General features: G+C 34.5%; 11 protein-coding genes. 8 read left to right on the plus strand and 3 right to left on the minus strand.

Going from position 1 to position 14,995, the window contains the following annotated elements; translation table 11 throughout:
* The first annotated feature begins 105 nt into the window (after positions 1–105).
* Genes EHR07_RS07095 through EHR07_RS07125 form a run of 7 tightly spaced genes read left to right on the plus strand, consistent with a single transcriptional unit; the run spans position 106 to position 11,064 of the window.
* The gene (locus EHR07_RS07095; RefSeq protein ID WP_167483359.1) at positions 106–666 is read left to right on the plus strand and encodes a tetratricopeptide repeat protein; all 561 of its coding nucleotides are present in this window, start codon (positions 106–108) and stop codon (positions 664–666) included.
* The gene (locus EHR07_RS07100) at positions 663–1,271 is read left to right on the plus strand and encodes a hypothetical protein (RefSeq protein ID WP_135744448.1); all 609 of its coding nucleotides are present in this window, start codon (positions 663–665) and stop codon (positions 1,269–1,271) included. The genes EHR07_RS07095 and EHR07_RS07100 overlap by 4 nt, the downstream gene beginning before the upstream one ends.
* Positions 1,271–1,864, plus strand: a complete 594-nt coding sequence (locus tag EHR07_RS07105; protein WP_135744449.1) for a tetratricopeptide repeat protein — start codon at positions 1,271–1,273, stop codon at positions 1,862–1,864. Before EHR07_RS07100 ends, EHR07_RS07105 begins: the two co-directional genes overlap by 1 nt.
* Positions 1,861–3,429 (plus strand): Ig-like domain-containing domain, encoded by a 1,569-nt coding sequence (locus tag EHR07_RS07110; protein ID WP_135744450.1) that lies wholly within the window; start codon positions 1,861–1,863, stop codon positions 3,427–3,429. Before EHR07_RS07105 ends, EHR07_RS07110 begins: the two co-directional genes overlap by 4 nt.
* Entirely contained in the window at positions 3,419–4,972 is a 1,554-nt protein-coding gene (locus tag EHR07_RS07115) for an Ig-like domain-containing domain (RefSeq protein WP_167483360.1), read from the plus strand. The genes EHR07_RS07110 and EHR07_RS07115 overlap by 11 nt, the downstream gene beginning before the upstream one ends.
* Positions 4,972–8,028, plus strand: a complete 3,057-nt coding sequence (locus EHR07_RS07120) for an efflux RND transporter permease subunit (protein WP_135744452.1) — start codon at positions 4,972–4,974, stop codon at positions 8,026–8,028. The genes EHR07_RS07115 and EHR07_RS07120 overlap by 1 nt, the downstream gene beginning before the upstream one ends.
* Complete coding sequence (locus EHR07_RS07125; protein ID WP_135744453.1) at positions 8,029–11,064, plus strand: efflux RND transporter permease subunit; 3,036 nt, start codon at positions 8,029–8,031, stop codon at positions 11,062–11,064.
* Here EHR07_RS07125 and EHR07_RS07130 read toward each other — a convergent pair.
* The 3 genes from EHR07_RS07130 to EHR07_RS07140 are packed head-to-tail and all read right to left on the minus strand — an operon-like array spanning position 11,026 to position 14,209.
* Complete coding sequence (locus tag EHR07_RS07130) at positions 11,026–12,375, minus strand: efflux RND transporter periplasmic adaptor subunit (RefSeq protein WP_135744454.1); 1,350 nt, start codon at positions 12,373–12,375, stop codon at positions 11,026–11,028. The genes EHR07_RS07125 and EHR07_RS07130 overlap by 39 nt on opposite strands.
* Positions 12,365–13,741, minus strand: a complete 1,377-nt coding sequence (locus tag EHR07_RS07135; protein WP_208739731.1) for a TolC family protein — start codon at positions 13,739–13,741, stop codon at positions 12,365–12,367. The genes EHR07_RS07130 and EHR07_RS07135 overlap by 11 nt, the downstream gene beginning before the upstream one ends.
* 36 nt (positions 13,742–13,777) lie before the next feature.
* The gene (locus EHR07_RS07140) at positions 13,778–14,209 is read right to left on the minus strand and encodes a hypothetical protein (RefSeq protein WP_167483361.1); all 432 of its coding nucleotides are present in this window, start codon (positions 14,207–14,209) and stop codon (positions 13,778–13,780) included.
* 328 nt (positions 14,210–14,537) lie between these two features.
* Here EHR07_RS07140 and EHR07_RS07145 point away from each other — a divergent pair, with 328 nt between their 5' ends.
* Positions 14,538–14,909, plus strand: coding sequence for a hypothetical protein (locus EHR07_RS07145; protein ID WP_135744457.1), 372 nt, complete (start codon positions 14,538–14,540; stop codon positions 14,907–14,909).
* Positions 14,910–14,995 lie beyond the last annotated feature (86 nt).

Genomic DNA, 14,995 nt, shown 5'->3' on the forward strand with positions numbered 1-14,995 from the left:
AGTTAAGTTGTAATTATATTTCTTAATGTCAAATAAAATTAAAGATTAATACTTTCGTAATACGATGAATAGGTTAGCGTGGCCAAAATGGAAAAGGTAAAGAATTTGAAAGTTATAACGCTTGTTCTTGTTTCTTTGATCGTGTTGTCATTCACTAGTGTGTGCGCACAAAGCGAGGAAGGTAAATTGAAGGATGTATCTGAGGCAGCGAAACTAAACTCTGAGGGTATTGGATTACTACAAAAGAGTGAAGTTCTGGATGCTAGAAAAAAGTTTGAATCAGCACATGACAAAGATCCTTTGTCACCTGAATACCCAAATAATATTGGTTTTACTTATCTGTTGTTAAAGGATGAGGAAAAAGCAGAATTATATTTTAAAAAGTCATTAGAAATTGATCCGGACTTTTTCAGGGCACATTATAATTTGGGGGTTTTGTATCAGAAAAAAGAGAATGTTGCAAAGGCATTGGAATATTATAAGACAGCCACTGAGAATAATCCAAATTTTCCTGAAGCAAGATATAATTTAGCATTAATGTATATGAGAAAGGGAGATAAAAAGAAAGCGATCGAATCCTTTGAAATTTTTATTAAAATTGCAGCCCCTGAAATGAAGCAACCAGTTCAAGATGCAAAAGTTAGAATTTCAGAGCTAAGTAAATGAAATTAAGAATCTTTTTATCTCTATTTTTGTTTTTGATTGCTGTATATTCTTGTAAAGGCAACAAGAATATACAGGGTGTTGCCGAACACATTCTTGATGAAAGAATTGGCGAACCAGCTTTGTTTTTGATCGGTGATAAAAAGTTTTCAAAGGAAGCATATAAAGACTATGTTCGAAACTTACGTCTTTATTTTGAAAAAAAACCGCCACTATTTAATCCAGAGGAAGCAAGGCTCTATCTTGAGAATTATATCAATGAGTCTATTTTATTATCTGAAGCTATTGCTGATATTGATTTTTCCAGTCAGTCTTTTAAAGAATATATAAAGCCGTATTTAGTGAAAGGCATATTAGATTTTTATATATTTGAGAAAACTGGCGGATTAAAAGTTTCAGATGAAGTTGCAAACGAAACTGAAATAGTCGCAAAATTGAAGGAAGCAGGAATTTTAAAAAAAGAGAACCTCTCTGAGTCCGAGAAATTAGTTCTGAAAGAATTTATTTATTGGAGAAAGTTAGAGTTATCTGCAAAAAATAGAGCGGAAGAAGCAAAGGTTATTTTAGCAAAAATTAAAGAAAGAAATAAGGTCACAATAATTCCCTAATGAGTAATAAAAAATATCTGTTACTTTTTGCTTTATTGTTTTTGGTGTTAAACTGCAAGAACCGAGAGGATGCAGTTGCTTCATATGCAAAAGGCGTTGATTTTTATGCAAAGAAGAGTTTGGAAAAGGCATTAGTAGAATTTTCAAATGCTGTAAAAGCTGATAGCAGTTTTGTTTCCGCAAGGTTAATGAAAGGGAAAACAGAATATTATCTTGGAAAACACGAGAATGCAGCTGAAACTTTTCAAGACATACTTGATGACTTCCCTGGTAACGCATCTTCTCTTACCTGGCTTGGGAAAATATATATGTTGGATTCATCCAAACGAGATGATGCTAAACAAAAATTATCACACGCCATACAGTTAGATGATAATCAAATAGATGCACATTATTATCTTGGAAAGTTGTTTGAGCAAGAAGGAAATGTGAAGGATGCCTTGATTCAATATTCTCATGGTATTGAAATTGCGAAAAGATCTGACAAAATTAAAAGAGATCTTAACGAGATCTATCGTAACGCTGGTTTAAGTAATGTAGCGGAGTCAAATGAACCAACTCCAGAATTAACGAAAAAAGCAAAAAGAAAATGATGAAAACAACAATCATTTTTGTTTTCAGCTTTGTTCTCCTTTTTTTGGGATGTAGTAAAATCCCAAATGAAGGAGATATATTAGGTTTACTGGGAGCTCGTATAGAGGACGGATTTGTTTATCCCAAAGTACTTTTTGTTAATCCTTCCTCAGAAGCGACCCAAGTTCCAATTGACTCTCCTATCATTATAGATTTTTCAAAACCAATGGATCGCTCGTTGGTTGAATCGGCGATTAGCATATCAGCACCAGGCGGCAATACTTCATTCACTCCTTCCTGGGTTTTTGACACTCGATTGATATTGAATTTTTCTGCGGGATTAACTCAAGGAAAGAAATATGAAATTAACTTAAATGCAAGCAGCACAAAAGATAAAGACGGAAATAGAATGGCAAAGAACTTTATTTCTAGTTTTTATACAATAGGTGTTGGTGGAGCCCCGACAGTAGTTGCAACAAATCCTCCACTGAGTGGAGAGCTACAATTGGGTTGGCCTGTGGGATCAGATCTTTTGGTAAAATTCTCACAACCAATGGATCCGGTTAGCACAAATAATGCGGTTACTATTGAGGGTGCCAGTGCCTTATTCACTCCTATTTGGGATTCTAGCTTTCGTGAATTGACATTGAGATTAAAATCACCTTTGAATTTAGGTGCAACTTATCGATTGCGAGTTAATGTTAACGCAAAAAGTGCATTGGGCATTCCTCTCGATAAAGAATACCTAATTGCTTTTTCCACAGCAACGACACTTGAAATACCAACAGTCATCGCAGATGTTACAGTAAGCCCTGCGTGGGGGACTATAAACCCTGATCCATTTATTAACACTTTTACTGGTGCTTCGAAGTTTGATAATTTTACATTTAATTTTTCCACACCAATGATCATAAAAAACATAAACGGCGAAATTAAATTTTCACCAGGTATTAATGGACATTTCGAATGGACGGGTAACCAACTTTTAAGATTTATACCTTCTTCTCCATTGATTACGGGACAACAATATCGTTTATCAATAGGACGTGATTTTACTAGTGCTAGCGGTGTAGGGATGAATCAATCTTATACCATTGATTTTTTGGTCGACGAACCTACAACTAGTGTAAATATTTCACCGGTCCAAATTTTAGGAAAATCTTTTACAGCATCTCCAGCTTGCAATTTAATTGTTACACCAATTGACCAAACAATAAATTTCCCGATAGATCCATACATTGCTTATGAGTTTAGGCCAAGATATACTTGCCCAGAACAATATGAGATAGAATTGCTTTTCCAAACTGCTGGAAGTGCAAGGCTAAAATTGACAGGTGATAATAATTTATTTGATGCAATTAGCGTTAATTATCTCTCTGGTGGTCCTGTTACTTCTAGTATTTTCATTCAAAGTGTTGATTATTTACCGAGCGCAAATCCACAAAGAGTTAAAGTTCGATTAGGTGGCATTTCCGGAAACTTAGCAAGATATGTTTTTAAAGTCGCCGGAGGAACAAGTGGTCTTCACGATATAAATGAAAATAGTCTCTCGAATGACTTGGAGTTTGTTTTTTATGGTAACTAAACTCTTTTTTGTTTCAATATTTGTTTTTAGTCTATCTTGTAGTCAATTATTAGATAATGCGGAGGGGCCTCTCGATTTTTTACCGACGGCATCACTCTTACCTGCATCTAACCCGCCAAAGATTCTTTTAGCGGATCCAGCAGATGGTTCAGTTGGTATTTCGCCTGATACAAAAATAACAATTTTATTCTCTGAAGCGATGAACAAGGAGTTCACCCAGTCTGCTTTTAGTTTGATTCGTGATGGTTCGGCTGTTGGCGGAACTTTTTCATGGCTTGGAAATCTAATGGTATTTTCTCCAAACGATAAACTATCCGATCCGGGAATGTATATTTTTAGTGTTGGAAAAGCAAAAGCGGAATCTGTTGGTGGGGTGAATTTACTTGATGACTATCGATCGCGGTTCAGTTACTCAATTGACTTAAATAAACCAAAAGTGACCCAAACTATTCCTGCAAATGGGGATGTTGGAGTATCTCCCAATTCATTAATCACAATTAAGTTTGATAAACCAATGGACAAGTTATCAGTGTTTGGTGCCGTTTCGCTAAGTCCTTCTGTAGAGTTCGATATTCCAAATACAGTGATTTCCGATAATGACCAAACATTTCAATTTATTCCAAAATATCCTTTAAATTTTGGAACAGTGTATTCACTTAATGTTGCTAATACTGCGCGTGATAAAAATGGGAATGACCTAGCGACTGTTCAAAATGTCGTTTTTACAGTTGGAGATGACTTAGTGTCACCGGATTTAGTTTCTATTTCGACTCCTTCAGTTACAAATTTCATCGCTGACGAAATAACTGTGATTGATGGCTTCAATCGAAATGATGTTTTTACTTTAGTATTTAACGAACCTGTTCAACCAATACCTTTGGCTGGCGCTATTAGGATCACACCTTCTAAGAATTATAATCTAATTCAAATATCCTCAACAAATTTTGAGGTTCGGTTTTTGGAACCTCTGGATCCAATAACAATTTATAATTTAACTGTCAGTGATGGGGTTGTTGACTTTCAGAATAATCGACTCAGGAAATCATATAATTTTAATATTAAAACATTCGGCGATTCAACCCAAAAAATATTTCTAATGGGTATCTATTCTGATCCAGCATTCGCAAATAAACTCTATGAGGACCGAATCAATGTTACAACACCACAACTGACAACTTGTCCTACATTGTCCAATGAATGTGATCAGAATTTATACTTTAGATTTTGTTATGGCGAAAATTTAGGCACTTGTAGTCTTTCTTTGCCCGTGAACAGTCAGATCTTGTTGACTTCGTTACGTCTCACTGTAAGTCGGGAATTTGGACAAGCAATAGGGGCTTGCCAAGAATATTTTGATAATCCAATTAATGCAACGCCTGCTCCGTTGGCTCCTAGTATCACTGTGTTTGGCACTGTAGCAAAATGTTTAGACAAAGGTTCGACATATTCCATAACCGTAAGAGGTGGGAGTACTGGGATCAAAGATAACTTCGGAAATGTAATGGATTCAGATCGAACCGTATTGATTAGATTTCCTCAATAATGGTAAAGTACTTTCTACGCAAAACGGTTACGACCACTGTATGCCTGGTTTTTATACTTGGAATAGGCGCAATAAGTTTTTCCAAATTAAAAATTGAGTTATTTCCTAATATTACCATTCCAACTATTACCATTTTAACTACATATCCCAATGCTTCTATTGAGGAAATGGAACTTCTGGTTTCAAAGCCGATTGAGGAAGTAGTTGCCTCTGCTGAAGGTGTGGATGAGACTTTTTCCGAAACTTTAGAAGGAATGTCCATCGTTAAAGTCCGGTTCCGTTGGGGAACAGATGTAGATTTGGCAACGGTATTAATTCGAGAAAAATTAGACTTAGTGAAAGGTGCCTTGCCAATTGATGTAAAAAAACCAATAGTTTTAAAATTTGATCCAAATGATAAACCTATCGTTCGAATCGCAGCTTTTTCCAAATCTAGTGACTTCAAAAGTCTCCGTAATTTTATCAAAAAAAATCTAATTCCTATCTTTGAAAAAACCGACGGTGTTGCAACCATCACCTTATCTGGCGGATTAGAAAAACGGATATTAGTGGAACTGGATGCAAATCGTATGAAATCTTATTCAGTTACTCCCAATGAGATTCAAAGACAAATTGCTTCAAATAATGAAAATATTCCATCAGGAAATATTATTAGAGGCGAAGATGAAGTTACTGTTCGGACGATGGGTGCTTTCTTAAACGTTGGCGAAATAGAAAATCTTATTTTAAAAACATCTGAAGGTGGAGCTCCAGTTTATCTTAATAGCGTAGCAAACGTTAAAGACTCTTTCAAGGACCAAACAAGCATTTGCCGTAGGAACTTTTCAGAATGCATATTGGTGGATATTCGGAAAGAATCAGGTAAAAACACTGTTGAAGTGGCAAAAAATATTCACGGAGTAGTAGGTGAGTTAAATGATCGGTTCTCTGATATTTTAGAATTAGAAATCGTCGAAGATAGGTCAGAATTAATTTTATCTTCAGTGAATGATGTAGGAAGTTCGATTGTTTTATCCATTGTCATTTGCTTCATTATACTTACAATTTTTACCGGATCATGGGTAGAGGCAATTTTAATAACTTTTTCAGTCCCAACATCAATCCTCGTATCTTTTATTTGTATGCACTTTATTGGACAGTCTTTGAATTTGATGTCATTGGGTGGTCTTGCTGTAGGCGTTGGCTTAATGGTTGATTCATCAATCGTTGTTTTAGAATCTATTCACAAAGAAAAAAAGAATGCGAAGGATGAACATTTGGCAATCGAAATGGGGGCTTCTAAAATTGCTTTTGCATTGGTGATTTCCAATATAACTTCAATTGTAGTATTTCTTCCCAATTTTTACTTGAATGGGTTAGAAGGGATAATCTTTAAAGATTTTGCACTCAGCGTTTGTATTTGTTTAGCTTCATCTCTAATGGTTTCCTTAGTATTCCTTCCTTTTTTTAACAAAATGATCTCATCAAAATTTAAGAGTAACGATTATTTGGTGAACATTAGCAAGAATTTGATTATTAAAATTGAATCAACTTATGTCTTTTTCTTAAAAAAATTTTTAGAGAAACCAAAATTTGTATTACTGGTTGCTTTCGGATCACTTTTGTTTGCTGCAATCCTTGCTTCCTTAATCGCAGTAAATCTTATGCCAAAAGTTCAGCGTTTGGATCTTAACATCAAACTCACTTTACCAAACGGTACACGCATTCAGAAAACATCTGAAGTTGTTTTGAACATTGAAAAAATGGCAACACTCGTAGATGAAAACGTAGAGGTGCTCTCTAAGCTCGGGTTTGAAGAAAAGGAACTAACAATGTTCCCAACATCAGAGTTTGGTTTAAACCGGGCAGAAATTTTCTTCAGATTTAGTAGCTTTTCAAAAAAAGATAAATTCATCGAAAAACTGAAAGAGATGGATGACGAAATGCAAAAGATAAAGATTATTTCATCTTCAGACATTTTATCTGAAGTATTGCCATTTTCTTTTGAACAAGTATCCATTGTTGTTACTGGCGGAAATTATGTTGATATCAATTCAGAGATCCTAAAACTAAAAAATAAACTAAAGGATACTTTTAATTCAAAAGACATACAGACCTCTTTTGATCAAGAATTGAATGAAGTTAGAATTACTTTCGATAGAAATAGATTAGCTTCCTTTGGGCTTAGAAGTTCGGACGTTGGTGACTCATTAAAAACCATTGTTAAGGGTGATGAAACTATTTTCTATAAAGTTAAAGATGAAGAAATTCCAATCCTTATACGTTCTGCGCAAGAAGGTAGAACTGGTGTCGATAAGATAAGAGATATCCATTTTGAAGTTGATGAGAACAAATTCGTTCCATTGAAAGACTTTGCCTTTATTGAGTCCAGAAAATCTAGTCGAATTCTCAATCGTCAGAACGGTAAAAGAATTGGATATTTGGCCATGGAAATTGAAGATCAAAGTATTTCTAGTGTGTATAACCAGGTTGGAAACATTGTTGGCGTTGGTAACTTGAATGAAAACGGGACCTCAATTTCATTTGGTGAAAATAAGAAGATTTTAGATGTAGCAGTTAATGGACTAGGTATTGCTTTATTTTTTTCGATCATTTTAGTCTACATGACTCTTGCTGCTGCAATGGAAAGTTTTTTACTTCCATTGCTCATCATATTTTCAATTTTTCTTGCTGCATTTGGTGTTGTTGGCTCTCTGTTTATCTTTAATGAGTCTATAAATATGATGTCTTTACTTGGTTCCATTTTGTTGGCTGGAATCGTTGTAAATAATGCTATTCTTATTGTTGAGTTTTATAGAGATGAAAAAACAAAATATAAAAATACGGAAAAGTTAATTATTGAAGGTGCAAAAGATCGTTTAATCCCCATACTAACGACAACACTTACCTCGATACTTGGGCTTTTGCCTCTCTTGTTTTCTTTTAGTGGCTCTACATCGCAAAGATCCCTTGCTGCATCCATTTTTGGAGGTCTCATATTTTCAACTGTTATCAGTTTATTTTTTATACCTATTATAAGTAAGGTAATGATTGAAAAAGGATTAATGGAAAAATAGTTGGACAACCTTCTCGTAACAATAGTTAAAAGAAAAATAACTGTAACGATGTTTGTTGTTGCGGCTGTCGGCTTTGGAATTGCTTCTTTTCGAAATTTGAAGTATGAGTTGATGCCTAAAAAAGAATCTAATATTCTTTCGATTATTACTCGTTATCCAGGTAATTCCCCGAGCAGAATAGAAGAACTAATTACAAAACCCATCGAGAAACAAATTGTCGGCGTTGGCGGTGTCGAAAAAATTCTATCTAGTTCTGAAGAAGGTGAATCTAAAATTACTATTTTTTTCAATACGCAGGAGCCACTAAAGTACAAATCAGTCGAATTAAAATCAAAAGTTGAATTAATACGTTATAATTTTCCGAGAGAAGTAGAAGAACCCTATGTTGTAAGATTTAATCCAGAAGATAAGCCTGTATTTACAATCAGATTAACTTCAAAGCTATTAAGCCTTAAAGAACTTCGGGAAATTTCTGAAAAAAAACTGAAAACGATACTTGAGAGAGTCCCAGGTGTTGGTGAAGTTATAGTAATAGGTGGAAGGTATAGAGAAATAAGAGTAGATGTAGATAAAGGGAGATTGTTATCAACAGGCTTAACACCTAACCAAGTAATGGATGAAATCAGGAATATTAATCGTGATATTTATTTGGGAAAGTTAATTAATTCTCCTGAGATTGAAAGCGAATTGAGGCTGAAAAATAGAATAGATTCTATACAGGATTTACGGAATATAAATTTTGTAGTTGGAAAATCTCGGAAAGTTGTTCGTATAACGGACGTAAGTGAAATTTATGACGGGGAAAGAGATTTGTCCGACTTAAGTAGAGAAAAGGGTTTCGAAAACGTCAGTATACAGATAAAAAAAAATAGTAGTGCAAATATTTTAGAAGTATGCAAACTTCTTGAGCAAGAGGTGTCAAATTTTGAACACCCCAATATTTCTTTCGACATCGCTTATAATCAATCTAAATATATTTCTGCAGCTTTAGACTCGGTGTCCATGTCTGGATTAGTTGGAGCTTTAGCATGCAGTATTATCGTATTTCTATTTTTAAAGGATCTTAGATATACAATTATCATTTCTATCACTATACCCATTGCAGTTGTCCTGTCCTTTGTTATACTTGACTCGCTTCAAAAGTCATTAAATATAATGACGTTAGCAGGGCTTGCATTAGGAGTAGGGGTTCTTATTGATAGTTCAATAGTTGTCATTGAACGTATTAATTCAAATATTTCTAATGGAATTGGTGACCCTATTTTTGTATCAATAGATGAACTTTGGAAGGAATTATTAGCATCTTCCGTTACTAATATTATTGTTTTTATCCCATTATTATATGCATCTGCAGATTTCAAAAATAATTTCTTGGATTTGGCTACTTCAATTACTGCCTGTATCTTAATTGCTTACTTTTTATCTCTAATCTTTGTACCAATGTTGTGTAGTGTAGTTCCTAACGAATGGAATTTTATTAGGGCAGATATTGCAAAGATAAGAATTGATTATTCGAAGTTTATTGAATCCATTAAAAAAAGGTATGAATTCTTTTCTTCTTTGAGTATTAAACAAATTTCTCCGAAGATAATCGTGTTAGTTACAATTATTTTTTTCGGTTTTGTTTTTATGGTCTTTATCCGGAAAGAGTATATCGATTTTGCAGGAAGTAGAGAGATTGTGGGAAGTGTAGAATTGCCTACTGGGACAAATCTTGAAGCAACTAGCAGAAGTGTTAAGTTAATAGAAGAATTAATTTCGAAAAATCCATTTGTAGAAAAGGTTTCTACAAAAGTAGAAAAATGGCATGCAGACTTATCTATTAAACTAAAAAAAGATCTCCAGGGGAATTCTCCTGAAGATATTAAAACACAGTTAAGAAATACTACAGATGATATTAAAGGAGTATTTGTTTATTATATAGATGCAAATGCCTTTGGTTCCAATAAGGAACTGGATATAGACATTATTGGAGACGATCTTGAGGAGTTAAAAAAACTTTCGAGAGAAATTGCCGAATCTATAAAAGAGCTTAAGGAAACAGATCAAGTTGTATTCCGATTCCGAGAGGGCAAAGAGGAACTGCAGCTAAATTTACGTCAAGACAAGGTAGCGTTAGCTGGTTTAACTAATCAATTTATTTCGGATTTTGCGCGGACAGCCTTACAAGGATCAATCCCAACTAAGATTTTTGACCGGGATAGGGAAGTTGACATTCGCGTGCGATTTCGAGCCGATGATAGAAAATCTGTTGATGACCTTACTTATTCTTTGATACCTGTGAATGATTCAAAAGTTTCCTTGATTGATTTATTAGAGATTAAGCGAACAAAAGCAGACACTCGTATTAATCGAAAGAATAAAAGGAGAATGGTTACTATAACGGCGAACTTTAAGGATACCAGCTTATCGGAATACGCAGAAAAGGCTGAGGCAAAGTTGAAAGCTTTTACTTTTCCGCAAAATTATTATTATGACTTAGGGGATGCTGTAAAAAAACTTAGAAAAAATCAAATAGAAATGTTTGGGTTCATTCTATTTGCCATTGGATTGATTTATGGAACACTAGCGATTTTATTTCAGTCCTTAAAAATTAGTTTCCCAATAATGTTAATGGTTCCCATTAATATTTCCGCTACAACTTTCTTCCTATTTATTTTTGGCCAGACTTACAATGTTTCAACTTACATAGGTTTTATTCTTTTGGCTGGTTTATCAATTAATAACTCTATTATGATCATTGAAAATGCGATAAGGAATGAAGACAAGATTCCATTCCCAGAAAAAATGAGAATTGCAGTGATCAACAGAAAAAGAGCAATGCGGATGACCACATTGACGACTATCTTTGCATTGATTCCAGGAATATTCGGCTCAAGTGAAGGCTCAGAATTCTGGCGTCCTATGTCATTAGCTGTAATTTTTGGTATGAGTTTTAGTTATGTATCAGCGATTGAAATTTTTCCTTCGTTAGCCAACTTCTTTATAAATTCTAAGTTATTGATCCCAAGGTTGACCATCCGAAAGTCCGTTTAAATTTCCTAGTATGATGTTGTCTCCTTCATTTAAAGGACCGGAAATCAAGAACTTATCTCCTTCATTTGAAATGACTGTTACCTCTTTACCAAAGGCTAGTTTGTCTTTGTTTACGACATAAACCTTCCCTGTTTTTTTATCTTCTGAAAGAAGAATCCCGTTGTTTGGAATAAGAAAACCTTCATCGGGAAGGGTATAATGAAATTCACCTCTTGCGAACATGCCAGGTTTTAATTTTTTGCCTTCATTTTTAAATTCAACTTTGATTTCAGCTGTCCGACTTTGAGCATCGAGAATTGGTGATACAATTGCAATTTTCCCTTTAAACTTTTTTTCTTTTCCAAGGGCATCTATTGAAAATTCGATATATTTACCTTCTTGGAATTTAGGTATGTCAGCTTCACTCACTGGAAAAGTTAAAAAGACTTCTGAATCATCGACTAAAACAAATACGGGAGTACCTTCTTTTGTAGTTTCACCAACATATAAACTACGAACGGCTATTTTACCATCTAACGGAGAGAGTAGTGTAGACTCTTTGATTAATAATTTAGTAGTTTCAATATTAGCCTGAGTAGCCTTTAGATTGGCAATAGCCATATCGAGTTCTGCTTTTTCGACGATAGTATTGTAATCGACGTATGCTTCACGAAGTGCATCAGGATTTGTTGGCACTTTGAAACCATTTTTTTTGAGATCTTCTGGTCGATAACCTACTTGAATCGAAAGTAAATTCTTTTGCGCTTTAAAATATGCAGTTTCAGCAGATACCATTGCTGTTTCAACACCTTTGAGTTCTGTTTCAGATACTCCGCCTATTTCAAAGAGATCCTTTTTATTATTTAAAGTTCTTTTTAAATTTTCTAGATTTGCTTTTGCCTCTGCTTCCTCAGCTTTAGCCTTTTCTATATTTGCGACTTCTTTTTCAATTCTCTGTCTTGCTTGAATATACTTTGCTCTAGTAAGATCAATTTGTTTATTTTGGATTTCAACCGAGGCTTCATCTTTTTTCAACTGCAATTCAAGATTCAAAGTCTCAACCTTGGCTAAAGCTTCTCCTTTGCTTACTTTTTGACCTTGTTCTTTAAATATCTTTTCAATTCTTCCTATAACTTTGGAACTTACTTCGGCTTTATTTTTATGAGATACTGTCCCTAATAAGTTTATTGTTAGTTCCTTGTCAGACTGTTCTAGAACGTAAACAGACCTATTGGTAACTTTCTTTTTTTTAGAGGCCTCATTTTTATTGTCTGAACAAAAATTTAATATAATTAAACTAAACACTAAAACAATCTTTAAGTTATTCTTCATCTTTCCCTTTTTTTTGCGTAATCAAATTTAATGAGTCTAAGCTGGCTCCCACTGCCATTTCTAATTGGGACACAGATAATAAAAATTGTACTCTAGTATTAATTTTAGCCTTTTGCGCCTCAAGATAAAATATTTCTGTTTCTGCTAAATCTACTCGCCTGACTTCGCCAATCTCAACCTGACGTTGTTTAATTTTCAACCGCTTATCAAAGGATTCAGCATTTTCGTCGGCTAAAAGCATCGATTCCCAAGAAACACTATAATTATGTAACGCTTTATGAACTTCTATACGAATAATATCATCCAATTGTCTTCTAGTAATTTTGGCTTGTTCTGCAGCAATACCCGACTGTGCTATTTTTCGTTTATATTGTAAGTTATCATAGATCCCTACTGTGGTAGAAGAGGTGAGTGCACGATCCGTATCCTGGTTTCTTGCAATATAGTTTGAAGTGTCTTGAACAGTATTTGGCCCCAAAGCCATACTCATTTTGAAGTTAAATCCATATTCTCTTTGTCTGGGTTCGTATCTATCACCAGCAGAAGCATAGTAACTCCCAACAGAAAATGTTGGTATGTAATAAGATTTTGCAATTTCATGTTCAGACAGAGCCTGCAATTCTGCTGCCTTTGTTCTATCAAATTCAACTCTTGAGCGGAATGCTAAATCAACTAAGTCTTTTTCCGAAATTGATTTAAACTTAAAATCGTATCCATCTTCAATTCTGTCTTTTAGAATAACTTCAGAAATGCTAGGTAACCTAAGCAAAATTTTGAATTCTTCCAATCCTGTATTATAAGCAATTTCTGTACGTTTGTGTTGGAGTTGAATTTCGTTTAACCGGTTTGATATTTGCAGAACTTGAACTTCTGTTGTATCACCCAATTTTAGTTCTCTCTGCGCAAACTTTAGCTGTTCTTTTTGTCGCTCAATCGATCTTTCTTGTAACTCTAGTTGTGCCTTATTACTGAGAATCGTATAATATGCGTTTCGAGTTTTGAATTTCAAATCATTAATCGATAGCAATAGATCGTACTTAGAAAGATCCAAATCATGCATAGCAGCTTGCAAGGCCAATTTCCTTCGTCCGCCATCATATATAACTTGGTCAAGGTTTAACGAAACACGTTGTGATCGACTGTCAGCTTCGTTTTCAACAACGTTAGAGTTTCGAAACCAAGAAACAGAAGCTGTTGGAAAATAATTTCGCCAATTTTCATTTACTATGAGACCTTTAATTCTTTGTTGACTTCCTAGTAATCGTAACTCTGGCGAATTTGCAATTGCAACGTCTTCAGATTTTTTAACATCAAGATACAGTTTTTCTGTTGATTGAGAACGAACTGTAAGAATCGGAATTACCATTATACAGATTATTCTTCTAAACATGAAAAACTAAGGTTACTTTTTAAAGAAGCCTAACCATTTCTCAGAATACGAGAGATAGTTTTGGGCAATTTTATCTGCGATAAGTGAAGCATAAATTTGATTTACTTCAAAATCGCTAGTTGAATAAAACGAGCCAATGATACATTCGCCTACCATTGTTCCATCAATTGAATAAATCTTGATTATAATTCCTGTTGTAAAATCAGGATCGATCACATTCCCAAGATCTTTTTCATAGATATACCCATCAATTAAGAGTTCACCTTGTTGTTGCGATAAAAGCTCTCTGATAGTTTCTCTAGAGAGTTCACTAGATTTTTCGGGAGTAAAAATATTAACTTCTGGTTTAATTGCTGAGTTAGTTACTTGGGAAGTTGGATCTTCCTTGGAAATTTCTACTGTTGCACCTTTTTTAACTAAAAAGTATCTTAAATTTTCAGTCAAATTGTCTCTGGATGCACTAATATAAGTGGTTGGCTTTTGGTTGATTCGCCTTAATATGAACTTTTGCGTTTTACCAAATTTTCCGTTGCTGAAATCTGTAATTTGGACATCAGTTCTAATTGTCCGATAATTTTTGCGAATGGTTGAGCAGTTTGCGGAAAATAAAACAGAAAATAATAGTACAGTTGAAAGAATTTTTAGTCTTTGGCCCATTGGGTAAAATACCTGAATTAATTGTCGGCTAACTTCCGTACTTTATGAAATAAAATTATCTGCCGAGGATATAAGCGTTATGCGCACTTTAATTTATGTTACAGCAATGGTCTTTATGATTGTAAGCTGTACGTTGAAACAGGACGACCAAACAGATGACCAATTGTTAAGAACTCTGGTTTCTGATTATGCGACATCTTCGGCATCCTCTGCTCGAGAAGCAGCAGGATCTGGGAAGAATTTCCGTGTCGGAGGTAATATTACTGGCCTTGGTGGAATTATTTTTTTACAAAATAACGCCGCAGAACAAGCACCGTTTAATATAAGTGGGAGGTTTTATCTTCCAAAAAGTTACCCAGATGGCACCAACTATGTAATAACTGTATCGACACAGCCTCCAGGCCAGACATGTACCATCAGTAATGGATTTGGTCGGGTGAGTGGGGGAGACGTAACAAACATTATAGTAAATTGTATTACGAATTAAGTTATGTCGCATTCGTAAAAGTTGATATTCTTTCTGTAAAATCTTGTAGACGGTTAGGAGGTAGAGGTTAGGTTAAAGCACAATTC

It is taken from the genome of Leptospira bandrabouensis, assembly GCF_004770905.1.
Classification (GTDB): Bacteria; Spirochaetota; Leptospiria; order Leptospirales; family Leptospiraceae; genus Leptospira_A; species Leptospira_A bandrabouensis.